Annotated in this window: 18 protein-coding genes; 10 read left to right on the top strand and 8 right to left on the bottom strand. The window is 67.1% G+C overall.

Features of this window, described 5'->3' with window-relative positions:
• The first annotated feature begins 78 nt into the window (after positions 1–78).
• On the top strand, positions 79–1,755 hold the full coding sequence (ettA, locus tag TSO5_RS20425) for an energy-dependent translational throttle protein EttA (RefSeq protein ID WP_109153276.1): 1,677 nt from the start codon (positions 79–81) through the stop codon (positions 1,753–1,755).
• A gap of 79 nt (positions 1,756–1,834) precedes the next feature.
• On the opposite strand, the gene TSO5_RS20420 is transcribed toward ettA, so the two are convergent.
• The 6 genes from TSO5_RS20420 to TSO5_RS20400 form a co-directional block, all read right to left on the bottom strand.
• On the bottom strand, positions 1,835–2,956 hold the full coding sequence (locus tag TSO5_RS20420; RefSeq protein WP_109153275.1) for a YsnF/AvaK domain-containing protein: 1,122 nt from the start codon (positions 2,954–2,956) through the stop codon (positions 1,835–1,837).
• Positions 2,957–2,961: 5 nt separating this feature from the next.
• The gene (locus TSO5_RS20415; protein ID WP_109153274.1) at positions 2,962–3,426 is read right to left on the bottom strand and encodes a YsnF/AvaK domain-containing protein; all 465 of its coding nucleotides are present in this window, start codon (positions 3,424–3,426) and stop codon (positions 2,962–2,964) included.
• 19 nt (positions 3,427–3,445) lie between these two features.
• Positions 3,446–3,586 carry a hypothetical protein gene (locus TSO5_RS32770; protein WP_158282065.1) on the bottom strand — a complete coding sequence of 47 codons (141 nt, stop codon included), beginning with the start codon at positions 3,584–3,586 and terminating at the stop codon, positions 3,446–3,448.
• Between the two features lie 158 nt (positions 3,587–3,744).
• Complete coding sequence (locus TSO5_RS20410; RefSeq protein WP_109153303.1) at positions 3,745–5,241, bottom strand: pentapeptide repeat-containing protein; 1,497 nt, start codon at positions 5,239–5,241, stop codon at positions 3,745–3,747.
• Between the two features lie 193 nt (positions 5,242–5,434).
• Positions 5,435–6,109, bottom strand: coding sequence for an ABC transporter substrate-binding protein (locus TSO5_RS20405; RefSeq protein ID WP_247870846.1), 675 nt, complete (start codon positions 6,107–6,109; stop codon positions 5,435–5,437).
• A 163-nt stretch (positions 6,110–6,272) separates the two neighbouring features.
• The gene (locus TSO5_RS20400; RefSeq protein WP_109153273.1) at positions 6,273–7,058 is read right to left on the bottom strand and encodes a VacJ family lipoprotein; all 786 of its coding nucleotides are present in this window, start codon (positions 7,056–7,058) and stop codon (positions 6,273–6,275) included.
• A 468-nt stretch (positions 7,059–7,526) separates the two neighbouring features.
• Between TSO5_RS20400 and TSO5_RS20395 the strand changes: the two genes are divergently transcribed.
• From TSO5_RS20395 to TSO5_RS20360, 8 genes are all read left to right on the top strand, one after another.
• Positions 7,527–8,522 carry a metalloregulator ArsR/SmtB family transcription factor gene (locus TSO5_RS20395; protein ID WP_109153272.1) on the top strand — a complete coding sequence of 332 codons (996 nt, stop codon included), beginning with the start codon at positions 7,527–7,529 and terminating at the stop codon, positions 8,520–8,522.
• Complete coding sequence (metF, locus tag TSO5_RS20390) at positions 8,519–9,421, top strand: methylenetetrahydrofolate reductase [NAD(P)H] (protein ID WP_109153271.1); 903 nt, start codon at positions 8,519–8,521, stop codon at positions 9,419–9,421. Before TSO5_RS20395 ends, metF begins: the two co-directional genes overlap by 4 nt.
• Before the next feature lie 75 nt (positions 9,422–9,496).
• The gene (locus TSO5_RS20385; protein WP_109153270.1) at positions 9,497–9,970 is read left to right on the top strand and encodes a DUF29 domain-containing protein; all 474 of its coding nucleotides are present in this window, start codon (positions 9,497–9,499) and stop codon (positions 9,968–9,970) included.
• Between the two features lie 50 nt (positions 9,971–10,020).
• Complete coding sequence (metH, locus tag TSO5_RS20380) at positions 10,021–13,512, top strand: methionine synthase (protein ID WP_109153269.1); 3,492 nt, start codon at positions 10,021–10,023, stop codon at positions 13,510–13,512.
• 66 nt (positions 13,513–13,578) lie between these two features.
• The gene (locus tag TSO5_RS20375) at positions 13,579–13,911 is read left to right on the top strand and encodes a nucleotidyltransferase domain-containing protein (protein WP_109153268.1); all 333 of its coding nucleotides are present in this window, start codon (positions 13,579–13,581) and stop codon (positions 13,909–13,911) included.
• Between the two features lie 107 nt (positions 13,912–14,018).
• Positions 14,019–14,516, top strand: a complete 498-nt coding sequence (locus tag TSO5_RS20370; protein ID WP_109153267.1) for a thioesterase family protein — start codon at positions 14,019–14,021, stop codon at positions 14,514–14,516.
• Between the two features lie 46 nt (positions 14,517–14,562).
• Positions 14,563–15,099, top strand: coding sequence for a pentapeptide repeat-containing protein (locus tag TSO5_RS20365; protein ID WP_109153266.1), 537 nt, complete (start codon positions 14,563–14,565; stop codon positions 15,097–15,099).
• Positions 15,100–15,219: 120 nt separating this feature from the next.
• Complete coding sequence (locus tag TSO5_RS20360; RefSeq protein ID WP_109153301.1) at positions 15,220–16,248, top strand: GGDEF domain-containing protein; 1,029 nt, start codon at positions 15,220–15,222, stop codon at positions 16,246–16,248.
• A 37-nt stretch (positions 16,249–16,285) separates the two neighbouring features.
• Here the strand turns inward: TSO5_RS20360 and TSO5_RS20355 are convergent, their stop codons facing one another.
• Both TSO5_RS20355 and gcvA read right to left on the bottom strand, forming a co-directional pair.
• Positions 16,286–17,377 (bottom strand): nitronate monooxygenase, encoded by a 1,092-nt coding sequence (locus tag TSO5_RS20355; RefSeq protein WP_109153300.1) that lies wholly within the window; start codon positions 17,375–17,377, stop codon positions 16,286–16,288.
• A gap of 117 nt (positions 17,378–17,494) precedes the next feature.
• Positions 17,495–18,403, bottom strand: a complete 909-nt coding sequence (gene gcvA, locus TSO5_RS20350; protein ID WP_109153265.1) for a transcriptional regulator GcvA — start codon at positions 18,401–18,403, stop codon at positions 17,495–17,497.
• Positions 18,404–18,522: 119 nt separating this feature from the next.
• Between gcvA and TSO5_RS20345 the strand changes: the two genes are divergently transcribed.
• Positions 18,523–19,467, top strand: coding sequence for a DMT family transporter (locus TSO5_RS20345; protein WP_199230956.1), 945 nt, complete (start codon positions 18,523–18,525; stop codon positions 19,465–19,467).
• Positions 19,468–19,479 lie beyond the last annotated feature (12 nt).

The raw sequence follows: 19,479 nt of genomic DNA, 5'->3' as shown, positions 1-19,479 counted from the left end.
CTAAAACCTCGGGTCAGCGAAGTGGCGCCGTTCGGCGGTGCCTTTTTCATTCCCCGGTTGAGAAAGTCGGAGCGGCGCATGGCGTCCTATCAGTATGTCTACGTCATGAAGGGCCTGACCAAGGTCTATCCTGGCGGCAAGAAGACCCTCGACAACGTGTGGCTCTCGTTCCTGCCGGGGGTGAAGATCGGCGTGCTCGGCGTGAACGGCGCCGGTAAGTCGACGCTGCTCAAGATCATGGCCGGCCTCGACAAGGACTACTCCGGCGAAGCCTGGGTGGCGGAGGGCGCCAAGGTCGGCTACCTGCCGCAGGAACCGCAGCTCGATCCGACCAAGAACGTCCAGGAGAATGTCCTGGAGGCGCTGGCGGAGACCAAGGCCCTGCTCGACCGCTTCAACGAAGTGTCGAACCTGATGGCCGATCCCGACGCCGATTTCGACGCGCTGCTGACCGAACAGGGCGAGCTGCAGGAGAAGATCGACGCCGCCGACGCCTGGGACATCGACCGCACGGTCGAGATTGCCATGGACGCGCTGCGCTGCCCGCCGGGCGACGCCGACGTGACCAAGCTGTCCGGCGGTGAGAAGCGCCGTGTCGCGCTCTGCAAGCTGCTGCTGGAAAAGCCCGACCTGCTGCTGCTCGACGAGCCGACCAACCATCTCGACGCCGAATCGGTGGCGTGGCTGCAGAAGCACCTGGAGGACTACAAGGGCACCGTCGTCCTGGTCACCCACGACCGCTACTTCCTCGACAGCGTCACCGGCTGGATCCTCGAACTCGACCGCGGCGCCGGCATCCCCTACGAGGGCAACTATTCGTCCTGGCTGGAGCAGAAGCAGAAGCGCCTGGAGCAGGAAGGCCGCCAGGAGGAGTCGCGCCAGAAGCAGCTCGCCACCGAGCTGGAATGGATCCGGCAGTCGCCGCGCGCCCGTCAGGCCAAGAGCAAGGCCCGCATCACTGCCTACGAGACGATGCTGGCCGAGAGCGGCAAGGAGCAGGCCGGCGAGACGAAGATCGTCATCCCGGTGCCGCCGCGCCTGGGCAACGTCGTCATCGAGGCGGAGAACATCGCCAAGGGCTTTGGTGACCGCCTGCTGATCGATGGCCTGTCCTTCCGCCTGCCGCCGGGCGGCATCGTCGGCGTCATCGGCCCGAACGGCGCCGGCAAGACCACCCTGTTCCGCATGATCACCGGGCAGGAGGGGCCGGACGCCGGCACCTTCCGCGTCGGCGACACGGTGAAGCTGGGCTATGTCGACCAGAGCCGCGACAGCCTGAACCCGAAGAAGTCGGTGTGGGAGGAGATCTCCGACGGGCTCGACCTTGTCGAACTGGGCAAGAAAACCATGCCCAGCCGCGCCTACGTCTCAAGCTTCAACTTCCGCGGCCCCGACCAGCAGAAGAAGGTCGGCCAGCTGTCGGGCGGTGAGCGCAACCGCGTCCACCTCGCCAAGATGCTGAAGTCGGGCGCCAACGTCCTGCTGCTCGACGAACCGACCAACGACCTGGACGTCGACACCCTGCGCGCCCTGGAAGACGCGCTGGAGGGCTTCGCCGGCTGTGCCGTGGTCATCAGCCACGATCGCTGGTTCCTCGACCGCATCGCCACCCACATCCTGGCCTTCGAGGGCGACAGCCACGTCGAGTGGTTCGAAGGCAACTTCCAGGATTACGAGGCCGACAAGAAGCGCCGCCTCGGCGCCGATGCCGACCAGCCGCACCGCATCAAGTACAAGCCGCTGGTCCGCAGCTGATCCTGTAGGCTGACGGAAAAGGCCGCCCCCTCCGGCTGGAAGGGGCGGCCTTTTTCATGACCGCGAACGGTCAAGCCCGTTAGCGGGTGACGTCGTCCGACCGGTCGGTGCGGCGGTCGCGCAGGTTCTCGTCCCGCGTATCCTCGATCTCGACCTCGGTGCGGCGGACGGTGTCGCGGACGCTCTGGGCGCGTTCCTCGACGTCCTTGCGGACAACGACCGTCTCGCGGACATGGGCGGTCTTGCTGACCACCGCTTCCTCGTCGGTCTCCGTCACCTCGATGGTGCGCTCGCGGAAGGCGTCGGCCGGGACATCCGCGCTGCCCTCCACCATGCCGCCGGGGCGCCGCTCGACGGTGACGGTCTCGTCACGCAGGCGCACCTGTTCCTCCACCGGGGTCTCGACGACATAGCTGCGGACGCGGACGCCACCGCGCTCGACGGTGCGCTTGCCGATGTTGACCTGCTCCTCGACGACCGGGATCTGCTCCTCCCGTTCGGACGTGCCGGTGCGGGTGCGTTCGGTGTTCACGTCGCGCATGGCCGCCGCGGCACCGGTCAGGCCGGTCCCTTCGGTGGTGGTGCGGCCCGGTGAATAGCGCAGCCGCTCCTCTTCCGCCGAGCGGTCGTCATAATAGTCGGCGGTCTCGTCGTAGCCGGTCCAGCCGGACTCGCGATAGGCGCTGCCGCGTGCCTCGACATCCACCACATTGCCGCGCTCCAGCACCTCCATGGCGCGGTCGACATCGTCCTCGTCCAGCCGGACCTTCAGCAGCGAGCCGCCGCGGCGGACGCCCTCGGCATAAACCTCCGCATCCCGGTTCGGGACGCCCCAGCCGGCGAGGCGGGTCAGCATGCCGCCCGAACCGGTGCCGGTTGTGGAGCCCGTGTAGCCCGTGGTCCCCGTCGCCGTCGTGCCGGTCCCGATGCCGCTGCCCGGCACCGTGTTGGGCGAGGCGACATAGCCGGTGGACAGGTCGGTGCGGGCCATGCCGCTGGCCGCACCCAGCGACGCGTCGCCGGTGGTGGTGCCCATACCGGTTCCGGTCGCGGACGTCCCGCCGCTCCAGCCACCGCCGATCAGGTCGCCGTGCGACAGGATTTCGATGGCGCTGGACTCGAAGCCGGCGGCCTGCAGGTCGCGCGAGGCGGTTTCGGCGTCGGATCGGTGGTCGTAGAGGGCGACGATGGTCTTGGTCATCGGCTTTACTCCTCAGACATGTTCTGATTGGGGGACCGGACGGGTGCGGTCGGGGCTGTGACCCGCTCCACCACCGCCTCTTCGGAACGCAGGGTGACGGGCTGCTCGACTTCGACGGTGCGCCGGGATTTGCGGATGTGCAGTTCTTCGCGGAGGATCAGGCGGCGTTCCACCACCAGCACTTCCTCGACCAGCGGGATCACCGTCACGTCGCCTTCCTGGCGGATGCCGGGATGGGCGTCGATCTCGCGATCGATGGGCACGCGGGTGACCGTGGCCTCTTCATGCTCCAGCGCTTCGCGGACCATCTCTTCGCGTTCGGAAACGCGCGTGGTGACGCGGACGCGGCTTCGTTCCACCCGCTGCTTGCCGACGGTCACCGACTCGTCGTGCAGGGGAATGACCGCATCGCCTTCGCCATCGCCTTTGTCGGCGCTCCGGGCGAGGGGCGGTCCGTTGTCGGCCGTCATGGCGGCGGGTGCTGCCGGGTCAGCGGAACAGGAGATAGAGGACGATCGCGACCACGATCAGGCCGATGATGATCCACATCCAGTTCATACCCGAACTGCCGGCCCCGCCGTCGGAGCCGTCATACACACCAACTTTCCTGGGCTTCTGTTCGTCTGCCATGGGAGCCTCCTTCGGGTGTCGACCGGCGGGCTCTTGCCCCCATCCGGCGTGCTCCCTTCAAACAGGAGGTCCTTTGGATCGTTCCCCCTGTTCGTTTCGGAGAATCAACGATCCTGTGTTTTCGAACGGTTCGGCGGAAGGCGGAATGACTGCCGGCCTCAGCCCGCCATCTTCTGGTGCTCCAGGAAGGCGGTCTTCAGCAGCGCCTTCAGGTCGTCGCCATACTGGTGGAAGCGGACGGACAGCTGGCCGCGCTCCTCGTCGCGATGCAGGACGACAAGGTTGGCGACGGCGGCCACCTCCTGCCGGTCGGCCAGGACGACGCGGGCCTGGAAGGTCTGGCCGCGCTGGTAGGGCTGGTTGACCGCCAGCAGGCACAGCCCGCCCACCGACCAGTTGCGGGCCGGGAAGCTGCCATGGTCGGTGTGGACGACCATGCCGGGCCGGACGAAGCGCTTCTGCCGCCGCCGCTCTTCCGGTGGAGGAGGGGGGAAGGGGCTGGACGCGCCCGGCATGTCGATGCCGGACCGGTCGGTCAGCGCGTTCTTGAACACGGCGCCGCGCACCACCGCCGGCCCCATGGTGGAGTCGCGCAGGTCGGAGTCCGAGAAATCGGCGCCCTCGAAATTGGCCGGCCAGTCGCGGCCGCCGGCCAGCGGCACCGGTCGGGCGTCCACACCATTCATCAGCGTATGCGCCAGATAGGCGCGGCGCAGGGTGGCACCGCGCAGCACGGCGTCGCGCAGGTCGGCCTCGTCCAGATCGATATAGGACAGCTCCGCCATTTCCAGGCTGGCCTTGGTCAGGCGGGCGCCGGGCAGGCGGCAGCGGCGCAGCCGGGCCGCCGCCAGCGTCCGCCCATGCAGGTCCGCCCCGGCCACCGACACGAGGTCGAGGTCGAGCCGCGCCCCCTCCGCACCGCCGCTGTCGACCCAGCGCTCGTGCCGCTCCACCAGATCCAGGAACTCGGAGACCGGCATCGCGGTGTAGCTGGGCTGGACGATGGCGTCGGGGGGCAGGGCGAAGGGGATGAAGGTGCGGGTCAGGGTGGCGTGGTCCATCACCGTGTTGCCGAACACGGCCCCGTCCAGGTTGGCGCCGCAGAAATCGGTGCCCATCAGCACGGCCGAGGTCAGCTCCGCCCCGGTCAGGTCGGCATCGTTCAGGTCGGCGCCGGTCAGGTCGCAGCCGGAGAAGTTGGCGCCGGCCAGGATCGACCGCTCCATCTTCGCTTCGGTCAGCCGGGTGGTGCCGGTGCCGCGGGCCGTTGGGCTGCCGTCCGTTCCACCGCTGTCCACCAGTTCGCCGGCGCGGAAATCGGCGCCGCGCAGGTTGGCGTCGGTCAGCAGCGCACGGTGCAGGTTGGCGCCGCGCAGGTCGGCGCCGGTCAGGATGGCGCCGGTCAGGTTGACCGCCTCCATGTCGGCGCCGAACAGATCGGCCTGCGACAGGTCTGCCTTCACCATGCGGGTGTTGCTGAGATTGGCCCCGGCCAGCTTGGCGCCGGCCAGCGACACCCGCTCCAGGTTCAGCCGCGACAGGTCGCGGAAGCTGAGGTCGGCGCGCCGGCCGCTGGATGGCCGCTTCAGCCACGCCTGATGCGCCTGGATGATCGTCCGGAGTTCGTCGATCTCTTTCGGATCGCGTTCGGCCATGGCGTCGGGTTCCCGGATCCACCGTATGACGAAAGACAGCAGCGTCGGGGCAACGATAGCCCGTTCGGGCAGGCGCGTCACGGATTCTGAACGGCCGGCCAATGGCAGCACCGGCAAGCCGAACAAGAAAAAGGCCGCCTCCCGTCGGGGAAGCGGCCTTTTGCGGATTGTTGTCTGCCTGGCCGCCCGGCTGTCAGCCGGTGCGGCCGACCTTCTGGCGCAACGCCTGGATCAGGCCGTCGACGCGACCGCCATTCTGTTCGATGACGGAGGCGAATTCCTGCCGCTGGGTCACGCCCATGCTGACATTCTCCACCACCACGTCGATGATCTTGTAATCGGCGCCGACCTTGCGGACACGCCAGCTGACATTCACCGGCGGGCCGTTGGGACGGACGATCTGCGTCGTCACCATGCTGTCCGATTCACCGGCCGGGGTTACGCCGGCGATCTTGAAGGTCTCGCCCGAATATTCGACGAAACGCTCGGCATAGGTGTTGACGATCAGCTGTTCGAACAGCTTCTGGTACTCGGTCCGTTGCGCCTCGTTGGCGCTGTTCCAGTAGCGGCCCAGCACCCAGCGCCCGATGTACGGCACGTCGAAACCGGCGTACAGCAGCTTGCGGAAGCGCTGGATCGCCTGATCGCGCGACAGGCTCTTGTCCGAGAAGGTTGCGATGGCGTCGTTCCCCAGTTTCTGGATGAACGAGGCTGCCCCCTGGTCCGCGCTCTGCGCTGCGGCGGGAGAGATGAGAGAGTGCCCGGCCCAACCGCTCACCGCGAGCAGGGCAGCGGACGCGACAAACTGGCGGCGTGTCAGCATGATGGGGCGAAAGGTGGCTGTTGCGGCGACTTTGTCAACGGTCATCTGGCCTTTGGGCGGCATCTGAACGCTTTTGGGGCGGTCCCGGCCGGGTCGCGGCCCACGCCCGCCGGATCGACCGCCGCCGGATCGCCGCTCCCATCCCGATGGGCAGGGTGCGGCAATCCCGGCGCGGCCCCCGGCGCGGGCCATGGCATCGATGAGGTGGTCAGGGCTTCGGCGGCGTGGTGAAATCCGGGAATTCCGGCGTCGTACCCGCCTTGTTGTTGTTGATCGCCGCGCGGCGCTGCTGCTGGTACAGGCTGCGCACGGTGGCGTAGAAGTCCAGCGAGTTGCGGCGCAGGTCGTCGACCTCCTTCAGCACCTCCGACCGGCGGTCGACGGCGCTGACGATACCGCGGGTCATATAGATGCCCTTGTGGTCGGTGCCGTAGGCCCAGATGCGGATCGGGTCGCCGACGGTGTCGACGGCATAGCCGGCGGTGTCGCGCAGGTTCGACGGTCCGAGCAGCGGCAGGACCAGATACGGGCCGTCGCCGACGCCCCAAACCGCCAGGGTCTGACCGAAATCCTCCGGCGCGTGCGGGATGCCCGCCTCGCTGGCGACGTCGGCGAGACCGCCCACGCCCAGGATGGTGTTGGTCATGAAGCGGCCGGTGGCGTTCGTCGCCCCTTCGACGTTGCCCTGCAGCAGGTTGTTGGCGATGTAGAGCGGCGCCATCAGGTTGTCGATGAAGTTGTGGACCGCCTCGCGCACCGGATCGGGCACGACGCCCACATAGACCTCGGCCGCCGGGCGGATCACCAGGACGTCGGCCGCCTCGTTGGCGGCGAAGACGAAGCGGTTGGGGATTTCCAGCGGATCGCTGACCCGGTAGGCCGCATCCGAAGCACCCGAGTCGCCCGGATTGGTCGCGCAGGCGGTGGCCGTCAGGGCGAAGGCCAGGACGGTAGCCGAACGGAGGAGGGAGCGGGAAAGGCTGGCCAGCTTCATGTGCGACGGCTCTTTATCTGTGGGCTCGACTCAGGTGCGGGGCGTCGCATGTCCTGTCCACAACCGAAGACTCCGATGCCCGAAGTCCTCAACCTTGGCAAGGTGGCTACGCGGTCGGGGGGAAGATTGGGCGAGATATCGCAGAATTTCCACCGTTTCCTGACCTAACACAGGCTTGGCCTTTTGACCAGCATGCGCGGGCCTGCCCTCCGGAACGGCGCAACGATTGTGGCGGCCTTGCCGCAGAACCCCGGGAAAGCTTGCGTGGGGTCGGCTCCGACCGCGGAACTGCACAGTGAAAGCGGCCGGGCGAGGCCGTTTCGCCGCCATTGCCGCTGCCATTCGCGAAAAGCGGTTTACGACGCATAAAGATATCTTTATATCTGTATCCGGAGCGGCGGTGCATGGTGCACCGGCCGGCCACCACCCTCTCTGGCCCTCCCCCTGGCCCGAATCGGACGTGAGGCGATGGACGATCTGCTTGCGACGCTGAAGGCGGCGGCCGAAACGACCCGGCTCAGGCTGCTCGCGCTCTGCGCGCATGGCGAACTGACGGTGACGGAGCTGACCCAGATCCTGGGCCAGAGCCAGCCGCGCGTCTCCCGTCATCTGAAGCTTCTGTGCGACGCCGGCCTGCTCGACCGCTTCCGCGAGGGCACCTTCGCCTTCTACCGCCTCGCCGAGAAGGGGCAGTCGGCCGAGCTGGCGCGGGTGCTGGTCGCCGCCATCCCCGCGGACGACCCCACCCTGATCCTGGATCTGGAGCGGCTGGACGCCATCAAGCGCGCCCGGTCGGAGACCGCCGCCGCCTATTTCCGTGAGAATGCCGCGCGCTGGCACGAAATCCGCTCCCTTCACGTTGCGGAAGGCGAGGTCGAGGCCGCCCTGCTGCGCCTGTTCCCGGAAGAAGGGGTGGAGGAACTGCTGGATATCGGCACCGGCACCGGAAGAATGCTGGAGGTGCTGGCCGGGCGCGTCCATCGCGCGATCGGGGTAGACCAGTCGCGCGAGATGCTGGCCGTCGCCCGCAACCGGCTGGAGGAGGCGGGGCTGCGCCACTGCCATGTCCGGCAGGCCGACATGTACCAGCTGCCGTTTCCGTCCGGCTCCTTCGACGCTGCGGTGATCCATCAGGTGCTGCATTACACCGAATCGCCGGCCGGCGTCCTGGCCGAGGCGGCGCGGGTCCTGCGCCCCGGCGGCCTGCTGCTGGTCGTCGATTTCGCCCCCCATCATCTGGAAGCCCTGCGCGAGGAGCATGCGCACCGCCGCCTGGGCTTCTCTGACGCCGAGGTCGCCGGCTGGTGCCGGCAGTCGGGCCTCGATTGCGGCCCGGTGGTGCATCTGCCGGGCGATCCGCTCACAGTTTCCATCTGGCCGGCCACCCGTCTTGCGGCCGGCGCGCAAATTCCTTCCCCGCAAGTCCAAAAGCCAGCCCACTCGCTCAGCGGAGTTCCGTCATGACCGCGCCCACCTCTGCGCTGCCGTCCATCAGCTTCGAGTTCTTCCCGCCCAAGTCGGAGAAGATGGAGCAGAGCCTGTGGCAGTCGATCCGGCGGCTGGCCCCGCTGTCGCCCAGCTTCGTGTCGGTGACCTACGGCGCCGGCGGCTCGACCCGCGAACGCACCCATGCCACCGTCTGCCGCATCCAGGCGGAGACCGGCATCCCGGCCGCTGCGCACTTCACCTGCGTCGGCGCCACCCGTGACGAGATCGACGCCATCGCCCGCACCTATTGGGACGCCGGCATCCGCCATCTGGTGGCTCTGCGCGGCGATCCGCCGGAGACCGCCGGCGGTGTCGGCGGCCGTTACGAGCCGTTCCCCGGCGGCTACGCCTATGCCGCCGATCTGGTCGCCGGGATGAAGCGCATCGCCGATTTCGAGATCTCGGTCGCCGCCTATCCGGAATCCCATCCGGAGGCGCCGAGCGCCCAGTTCGACCTCGACAACCTGAAGCGCAAGGTCGATGCCGGCGCCACCCGCGCCATCACCCAGTTCTTCTTCGACAACGACGCTTATTTCCGCTTCCTCGACCGCTGCGCCGCGGCCGGCATCCATGTGCCGATCGTCCCCGGCATCCTGCCGATCACCAACTTCGCCCGCGCGGTGGAGTTCGCCGGCAAGTGCGGCGCGTCGATGCCGAAGAAGCTGGCCGAGACCTTCGAGGGCCTGGACGACGACCCGGAGACCCGCCAGCTCGTCGCCGCGACCGTGGCCGCCGAGCAGTGTCAGGCGTTGCAGGCCCAGGGTGTGAACGACTTCCATTTCTACACGCTGAACCGCTCCGACCTGACCATCGCCATCTGCCGCATGCTGGGCGTGAAGGCGAAGGCCGCGCCTGCCGCGGCGGTGGCGGGGTAGGGCGCCGGACGCCGCCCTGTGCTATGCTGGGGCGGCGGAACTGGGCAGCTGAACGGGGCGTGGGAGGGCGATGCCATGGACAGCCGGATCGGATACGACACCGATTACCTCGCTTGGACCGAGGAACAGGCCCGCCTGCTCCGTGAAGCCTCGCGGGAGCGCATCAACACGCCCATCGATTGGGAGAATGTCGCGGAGGAGATCGAGAGCATGGGCCGATCGGAATTGCGCGCGGTCGAAAGCGCGCTGGTCCGTGTGATCGAACATCTGCTGAAACTGGAACACTCGCCCGCAGCCGACCCGCGCGGCAACTGGCGCCGTACCGTTCGCGAGCAGCGCGACCAGGCAATCGACGGCCTGGAGGACAGCCCCAGCCTGCGCGGCAAGATCGACCTCACCAAGGCATACAGGCGTGGCCGCGACTATGCGGCGGAAGGGCTGGAGCAGGACAGGCTGCCTGTTGATCTGATGCCTGCCGACTGCCCCTATTCACTGGAACAGCTTCTCGACACCGGCTGGTGGCCCACCAACCGCCACGGCCTCGCCTGACACACCGCTTCTGCTCTGAACCCGCCAAATAACGGACAAGACGCATTCCCATGGCCCACATCCTCGACACCCTGCGTGACCGCGTTCTGCTTTGTGACGGCGGGTTCGGCAGCCGCATCCAGGCGCTCGACCTCGACGTCGAGAAGGATTACTGGGGGCACGAGAACTGCACCGACATCCTGCCCCTGTCGCGCCCGGACATCGTCCGCGACATCCATCGCGGCTATTTCGAAGCCGGCGCCGACATGGTGGAGACCGACACCTTCGGCGCCTCGCCGGTGACGCTGGGTGAGTTCGGCATCTCCGAAAAGGCTTTCGAGATCAACCAACGCGCCGTCGAACTGGCGCGCGAGGCGGCGGAAAGCTTCAAGGATGGCCAGCCGCGCTTCGTCATCGGCTCGATCGGACCGGGCACCAAGCTGCCCAGCCTGGGCCACATCGCCTATCAGCCGGCGGAGGACAGCTTCTATGTCCAGGCCGCCGGCCTGATCGCCGGCGGGGCAGACGCCATTCTGGTGGAGACCTGCCAGGATCCCCTGCAGATCAAGGCCGCCGTCAACGGCATCAAGCGCGCCCGGCTGGAGGCCAAGTCCGACACCCCCGTCTTCGTCCAGGTGACGGTTGAGACCACCGGCACGCTGCTGGTCGGCACCGACATCGCTGCCGCCGCCACCGTCATCCAGGCGCTGGACGTGCCGCTGATGGGCCTGAACTGCGCCACCGGCCCGCTGGAGATGAGCGAGCATGTGCGCTGGCTGTCGCAGAACTGGCCGGGCCTGATCTCGGTCCAGCCGAATGCCGGCCTGCCCGAACTGGTGGACGGCAAGACCCACTATCCGCTCCGCGCCGACGACTTCGCCCACTGGCTGGAGCGCTTCGTGTCGGAGGACGGGGTCAACCTCGTCGGCGGCTGCTGCGGCACCAACGTTCCGCACATTGCGGCGGCGAACCAGATGCTGCGCAAGTTGGCCCCGGCCGGCTCGCACCGCCCGGTCCCGAAGGGCCGCACTGTCCATTGGGTGCCGGCGGTGGCCTCGCTCTACTCCCAGGTCACGCTGCGCCAGGAGAATGCCTTCTTCGCCATCGGCGAACGCTGCAATGCCAACGGGTCCAAGAAGTGGCGCGAGCTGCAGGAGAAGAACGACTGGGATGGCTGCGTCGAGATGGCGCGCGAGCAGGTGAAGGAAGGCAGCCACGCGCTGGACGTCTGCACCGCCTTCGTCGGTCGCGACGAGGTGGCGGAGATGAACGCGGTGATGTCGCGCTTCGTCGGCTCCGTCACGGCGCCGCTGGTGGTCGATTCCACCGAATACGGCGTGCTGGAGCAGGCGCTGGCGCTGTATGGCGGCAAGGCGATCCTGAACTCGATCAACTTCGAGGACGGTGAGGAACCGGCGCGCAAGCGTCTGGCGCTGGCCAAGAAGTTCGGCGCTGCCGTCATCGCGCTGACCATCGACGAAGAGGGCATGGCGAAGACGCCCGACCGCAAGCTCGCCATCGCCAAGCGGCTCTATGATCTGGCGGTGAACGAGTACGGCCTCGCCCCGTCCGACCTGCTGTTCGACCCGCTGACCTTCACCATCGCCACCGGCAACGAGGACGACCGCAAGCTCGCCATCTGGACGCTGGAGGGCATCGAGGCGATCGCCCGCGAGATGCCCGGCTGCCAGATCATCCTGGGCCTGTCGAACGTCTCCTTTGGCCTGAACGCCGCGGCGCGCCATGTGCTGAACTCGGTCTTCCTCGACCATGCGGTCAAGAAGGGGATGACGGGCGCCATCGTCCATGTCTCCAAGATCCTGCCGCTGCACCAGATCCCGGAGAACGAGGTCAAGACTGCCGAGGACCTGATTTTCGACCGCCGTGCCGAGGGTTACGACCCGCTGCACGCCTTCATCGCCCTGTTCGAGGGCCGTAAGGCTGCCGACGCCAAGAAGAAGGCCCGCGCCGAGACCGTCGAGGAACGGCTGAAGGAGCGCATCGTCGACGGCGACCGCACCGGGCTGGAGGATGACCTCGCCGAGGCGATGAAGACCCACCCGCCGCTGGAGATCATCAACACCTACCTGCTCGACGGCATGAAGGTGGTCGGCGAACTGTTCGGCGCCGGCAAGATGCAGCTTCCTTTCGTTCTCCAGTCGGCGGAGACGATGAAGGCCGCCGTCGCGTGGCTGGAGCCCCACATGGAGAAGGTGGAGGGCCAGCAGAAGGGCACGCTGGTTCTCGCCACCGTGAAGGGCGACGTCCACGACATCGGCAAGAACCTCGTCGACATCATCCTGACCAACAACGGCTACAAGGTCATCAACCTCGGCATCAAGCAGCCGGTCACCGCCATCATCCAGGCCGCCAAGGAGCACAAGGCGACCGCCATCGGCATGTCCGGCCTGCTGGTGAAGTCCACGGTGGTGATGCGCGAGAACCTGGAGGAGATGACGCGCGAGGGTCTGGACGTGCCGGTCCTGCTCGGTGGCGCCGCGCTGACCCGCGCCTATGTCGAGGGCGACTGCGTGGCGTCCTACGGCTCCGGCCGCGTGGCTTACGCCGGCGACGCCTTCGACGGGCTGACCCTGATGGACAAGGTGGTGGAGGGCAGCTTCGACCAGCAGCTCGCCATCCAGCAGGCCAAGCGCGCCGGCAAGGCGACCAACCGCCGCCGCGTGCTGGGGCAGGCGACCAGCGCCGCCACCGGCCCGGTCGACAAGGACGCCGTCCGCGCCCGCCGCCACCGGCTGGCCGAGGGCGTGCCGGTGCCGACCCCGCCCTTCTGGGGGCCGAAGCTGATCGACCATGTGCCGCTGAAGACTCTGGTCACCTACCTGAACGAGCGCATGCTCTATCAGCTGCAATGGGGCTACCGGAAGGACGGCAAGTCCTTCGAGGAGTTCAAGGAGTGGTCGAAGAAGGAGCTGCGGCCGGTGCTCGACCGCATCCTCCAGATCGCGGCGAAGGAGGAAATCCTGCGCCCGACCGCGGTCTACGGCTATTGGAAGGCGGCGGCCGACGGCAACGACGTCATCCTGTTCGAGGAGGACGGCACGACCGAGGCCGCGCGCTTCACCTTGCCCCGTCAGGCCAAGGAGGACGGCGAGTGCATCGCCGATTTCCTGCGCGACGTGACCGATCCGGAGCGTGACGTGCTCGGCCTGCAGGTCGTCACCATGGGCCAGCATTGCGCCGAGGTGGCGCGCGAGTGGTTCGCCGAGAACCGCTATCAGGATTATCTCTACCTGCACGGCCTGTCGGTGGAGATGACCGAGGCGATGGCGGAGTATGTCCACGCCCGCATCCGTGCGGAGCTGGGCTTCGGCGCCGAAGACAGCCGCGACAAGGAGAAGCTGCTGCAGCAGTCCTACCGCGGCAGCCGCTACAGCTTCGGCTACCCGGCCTGCCCGAACCTGAAAGACCAGGAGCAGCTTCTGAAGCTGCTGGATGCCGGCCGCATCGGCATCGAGATGTCGGACGAAGACCAACTCCATCCGGAGCAGAGCACCTCGGCCATCGTCCTGCACCACCCGCGGGCCAAGTACTTCTCGGTCTGATGCCTTCGGTTTGACGTTGATCCTCCGCCGCCCGTTCCGTGTTAGGATGGGCGGCGGAGGATTTCCATGGCCGTGGTCGACGTACGGAACGACGAAAAGCTGCAAATCCTGCTGGACCGGATCGTGCCGGCCCTGGAACCGGAAGCCGTCTATCTGTTCGGCAGCCGGGCGCGCGGCGACTTCGACGAGGACAGCGATTACGATCTGCTGGTGATCGTCCCGGATGACGCGCCGAAGGAACGGCGGTCGATTCACTACGCCTATGCGTCGAAGATCGGCACTGGCATTCCGGCCGACATCATTCCCTGCACACGCACCAACTACGAGGCGTCCAAGGATGTCGTCGGCACGTTGAGCTACAAGGCCAAGCATGAAGGAGTACGGGTCTATGGGGTCTAGGGTCGGACCGGACGCATGACTGGAAACGGCCTGTGTCTGCCTGTGCACCAACCTGACATCTCTGTCCGTTCCCAATCCCTCGTCACAGCCGCCACTGGATCTCCTCCATGACCCCCACCACCCCCCTGACCCCGCACCGCGAAACCGTCCGCCCGGAGTGGATCGACTACAACGGGCACATGAACGTCGCCTATTACCTGCTGGCCTTCGACCATGCGACGGACGCCGTGCTCGACCGGTTCGGGATCGGCAAGGCCTATGTGGCGGCGGAGAACCGGTCGGTCTTCGTCGTCGATGCCCACCTGACCTACGCCCGTGAGGTGACGGAGGGAACGCCGCTGCGCTTCGAGTCGCTCCTGCTCGGCGCCGATGCCAAGCGCCTGCACCTGTTCCACGAGATGCGGCATGCGGAGGAAGGCTGGCTGGCGGCGACGGCGGAGTTCATGCTGCTGCATGTCGACCTCGGCACCCGCAAGACCAGCCCGTTCCCGCCGGCCGTCGCTGCGGCACTGACCGAACAGGCGACGGCCCACGCCGCCCACCCCCGGCCGCTGCAGGCCGGACGGGCGGTGGCCCGGCTGGATGGGTCTTCGGCCGGCCGGTAGCGTCCGGGTGGTTGAGTTGACGGTTGCTGCCCCCATCTATCGAAGAATGAAGACCGCATCCGTCCAGCCGATCCGCTCGCCTATCCGTTCCGGCATCCTCTTCGCCGCAGCCGCCGTCCTGGCCGTGCTTTCCGCCGTGCCGGCGCTGGCCGATTGCACGGAGGCGGCGCAGCCCAAGGTCAATTGGCGCCGCTGCTCGCTGGAGGGGCAGACGCTGACCGGTGTCGACCTCAGCGGCGCCATGCTGCGCGATGCGACCTTTCAGCGCGCCACATTGGGGGAGGCGAAGCTGACCGATGCCGACGGCTATCGCGCCAAGTTCATCAGCGCCACCGCCCCCGGCGCGGTGTTCGACAAGGCGCGGCTGATCGAGGCGGACTTCACCCGCGCCGACCTGACCGGCGCCAGCTTCCGCGAGGCCGACCTGCGCAACGCCAAGATGGTGGGCGCATCGCTGGCGCGGGCCGATCTGACCGGTGCCAGATTGTCCGGCACCGACCTGCGCCATGCCGACCTGTCGGGCGCCCGCTGGACCGACGGCACCCACATCTGCGCGGAAAGCTCGGTCGGTCAGTGCAACTAATCGGATGAGACGCAACCAAACCGTTTGCAGCATCTCGTCGCGCTTCCAAGAACCTTCTTGCCGTAAGGGCTTGCGCCGCGTACCGTTCGAAACCGAATGATTTTTGAACGGACGGCAGTCGTGGCAACCGCGGAGGATTTCGAGCGTTCCAGCGGCCTCGCCGCAAAGGCCATGGAGCGGATGCTGTCCGACGGGCTGGCGCCCATCCCGGAGAATTTCACGCTCTGGTACGTCTATTTCAGCGGGAACAACCCCGATCTGACCCGCGCCATCGATCTGGCGCGGCGGGACGGGCTGGCCGTTTCGCAGACCCTGTGCGACGAGCTGTACAAGCGCTTCTTCACCACGGATGCGGAAGCGCAGGCGATTCGCGAGACCTCCGACAAGGCGCGTTTCGCGCTGGGCCGCATCCTGGAACAGCTGGGCAATGTCGGGTCGGAGACGGAGCGCTACGGCAACGCCCTGTCCGGTTTCCGGGAGGAGCTGGACCAGCCGATCAGCCTGCCGGAACTGCGCGCCATGATCGCCGCCATCGCCGCGGAAACCAGGGAGATTGTCGACCATCAGGCCGCCCTGCAATCCCAGCTTCAGGAATCGAGCCAGCAACTGGCGGAGATGCGGGTCAACCTGGACAGCGCCCGGCGCGAGGCGCTGACCGACGGGCTGACCGGCATCGGCAACCGCAAGGCCTTCGACCAGATGCTGCAGGAGGCGATGGAGGCGTCCGTGCGCGACGAGCAGCCGCTGTCGCTGCTGATGGTCGACATCGACCATTTCAAGGCCTTCAACGACACCCACGGCCATCTGGTCGGCGACCATGTGCTGAAGCTGGTCGCCCGCATGCTGACCGAATGCATCAAGGGCCGCGACACCGCCGCCCGCTATGGCGGCGAGGAATTCGCGATCATCCTGCCGCGCACCAGCCTGGAAAACGCCATCAAGCTGGCGGATCAAGTGCGGACCTTCGTCGGCGGCCGCCAGATCGTGAACAAGGCGCGCAACGCCAATTACGGCACCGTCGCCCTGTCGGTCGGCGTCGCCCAGTTCCGCCCCGGCGAACAGGCCATGTCGCTGGTCCGCCGTGCCGATCAGGCGCTCTATTCCGCCAAGCGCGGCGGCCGCAACCGCGTGTCGGTCGAGGCGGGCTGAGCGGCCCCGCCCGACAGCCGCCCCGCCCGACAGCCGGTCAGCCGGCCAGCCTCCGCCGCACCTCCTCGGTCCCGCGCAGCAGCTCCGCCACCAACTCCCCCGCCGCGCGCCGCCGCGCCAGCCCCAGCCCCTGGCCGGCCCACAGCGACAGGAACTCCGCCCGGCCGGCCTTGCCGGCGGCGGTGCGCAGCGGCCTGGTCAGCGTGTTCTGCAAGGGGAAGGGCAGCACCGCATCGGGCGCGCCCGGGTCCTCCACCGCCTCCATGAAGCGATTGACGATGCCGCGCGCCGGCCGGCCGGAGAAGGCGCGGGTGATGCGGGTCTGGTCCTCCCGCGCGGCCAGGATGGCGGCCTTGTGCGCCTCCGGAATGCCGGCCTCCTCGGTGGGCAGGAAGACGGTGCCCATCTGCACCGCCGTTGCGCCCAACGCCAGCGCCGCGGCGATGCCGCGCCCGTCCATGATGCCGCCCGACGCGATCACCGGCACGCTCACCGCATCCGCCACCTGCGGCACCAGCGCCATCGTGCCGACCAGATTGGCCCCGCGATCCGTCCAGGCATCGCCGATGAAGCTGCCGCGATGCCCGCCGGCCTCACCGCCCTGGGCGATCACCGCATCGACACCAACCTGCTCCAGCGCCACCGCCTCCGCCACCGTGGTCGCGGTGCCCAGCACCCTGATGCCGCGCGCCTTGGCCGCGGCGACGCTGTTGGCCGGCGGCAGCCCGAAGGTGACGCTGTAGAAGGCCGCTCCGCTGTCCAGCACAGCCGCCATCTGCCGGTCGAATGTATCGCCAGAGTAAGCGGGTTCCTCTGCCTCCGGCAACCCAAGCTCGGCATGGAAAGCTGCCACGCGGGTCATCGCCTCGGCCATCATCGGCGCCGGTCCGGGCGCGGGCGTCGGCGCGAACAGGTTGATGCCGAAGGGCAGGGCGGTGCGGCCGCGGATGTCACGCGCCCGCTCGGCGATCTGCGCCGGGGTGAGGTAGGCGGCGCCGACGAAGCCCAGCCCGCCGGCCTCGTTGACCGCCGCCACCAGCGCGGCGGTGTCGCCACCCCCGGCCATCGGCGCCTGGATCACCGGCGACCGCAGCCCCAGCCGTTCAAGGGATTCCGTGTGAGAGGGCATGTCCGCCTCCATCGCTTCGACAAGTGAGGCGATGCTACGCCCCGGCGTTCTTCACGACCAATGACTTGTTCTGAAGGGGGCGTTCACTGGGAGTGATGGGAAGAGAGCGACGGTGCGTCATGCTTCGACAGCGATTTTGAACTGCTCCACTTCGTCTTTGATCCAGGCTCTGACCGCACAGACCTTCGGGTGGTCTCGCTGCCCCACTGGGTAGACGAGGTCGTATCCGTGCTCGACATCCAGTCGGGCTTCCGGGAAAAGGGCGACAAGGCGGCCCGCGGCAATGTCCTCCGAGACGAGAACGCTTCGGCCGAGCGCCACACCTTCCCCTCGGATCGCCGCCTCGATCGACATGCTTCCATGACTGTAGCCTGGGCCCCGTGCGGCAGGGGTCGGAATCCCCATCATCCCGAACCATTGATGCCAATCGGCCTTCATCCCGTTCTCATGGATGAGGCGAGCTGACGCGATGTCCTTGGCGGTTCGAAGACCGCCCATCCGCTCGCGGTACCCGGGCGAGCAGACGGGGCTGACGGTCTCGTTCATGATCCGCTCCGACTCCGCATTGGGATAGCGCCCGTTCCCATACCGCATCGCCACGTCGGTCTGCGACTTTGCGAAATCAATCTCGACATCGGTCACTTCAAGCTGAACGTCATAAGTGGGGTAACGGTCCATCAACCGATGCAGACGCGGGGTTAGCCACTTGCTCGCAAACGAGACGCCGGAACTCACAACGAGCCGCGCGGTCTCGTTTCTGCGACGGATGCTCTCCGTCTCTCGGGAGAGTTCCGACAGAAGGCGTGTGACGACGGCAAAGAACGCCGCACCTTCCGCGCTGAATTCAATCCTGCGGGTCATCCGTCGGAAGAGTTGGACACCGAGATGCTCCTCCAGCGCCTTGATCTGCCGGCTGACCGCACCGTGCGTAACATGCAGTTCTTCAGCCGCCAGCGTCATGCTCAATCTCCGCCCGGTCGCCTCGAAGGCACGCAGCGTTTGCAGCGGTGGAAGTTGATTCGTCATGACGGGCCTATGCGTGCGCGCTTCTCACGCATACTGTGACGACAAATGGTTTGTCTGCAAGGCCGACAGAACTTTAGATGTGCTCCAAACAAGAGCATACCGACGGACTGCGACACGCCATGAGCCAGATCGCCAACGAACCCGCATCTCTTTCGCCGGTCGCCGTCTCACGTCCAGTCTCGCTTGGGAATTTTGGGGCGATGCTGCTCCTTGCCCTGGTGTGGGGTTTGTCGATCCCGGTGACGAAGCTGGGTCTGATTACGATGCCGCCCCTGACCCTGACGGCGATCCGGTTTGCTGTCGCGATTCCGTTCATGATGCTCCTGCTCATTGGGAAAGAGCCTCTGCCATGGAAGGCTCTCCCAGCTGTCGCCAGTCTTGGCGTGCTTGGCATCGGTGTGGGGCAGGTGGCACAGACATTCGGGGTGGCCGGAACTTCGGCCTCTATCGGCACGATACTGTCTGCGACCATTCCGCTGTTCATCGTGTTGTTTGCGATGATCCGGCTCAAGCAGGCGGTCTCGATTTCACAGATTGTCGGCGTGGTGGCCGCCTTCGCAGGAATCGTCGTCGTGGCTTCGGAAAACGCAGGCGATGCGGGAGTTGCCGGAACAACCACTCTCGGGCCGATCTGGATGCTGATATCGGCGCTGGCGGTCGCCTTCTACTATGTTTGGAGCGTCGAGCTTACGAACAGATATGGCACCGTGGTGGTGGCGACTTGGAGCACGGTTTTCGGATTCGTGGCGCTGGTGCCATGGGCGGGCTGGGAGGCCCATCACACGTCCTTCGAACTGACTGGCCAGGCATTGGGAGCGGCGGCATACCTTGGCCTCGCTGTGACGGCGGCCGGTCTTTTCCTTTGGCTGCGTATCCTGCGTGACGTGCCCGCCTCCATTGCGGCTAGTGTGCAGTACCTCCAGCCCGTGTTCGGTATTGCCGCCTCCGCGATCATGTTCGGAGACAAGATTGGACCCCAGTTCCTGACGGGTGTTGCTCTTATCCTGGCAGGGCTCGCGATGGCGCTTCGGGTGCGCGGCCCGAAGCAGGGCGATGCTTCGTAATGGGTCAAAAGC

The sequence above is a fragment of the Azospirillum sp. TSO5 genome (genome assembly GCF_003116065.1).
In the GTDB taxonomy this organism is placed as follows: Bacteria; Pseudomonadota; Alphaproteobacteria; order Azospirillales; family Azospirillaceae; genus Azospirillum.
This window is presented reverse-complemented; position numbering and strand designations above follow the sequence as displayed.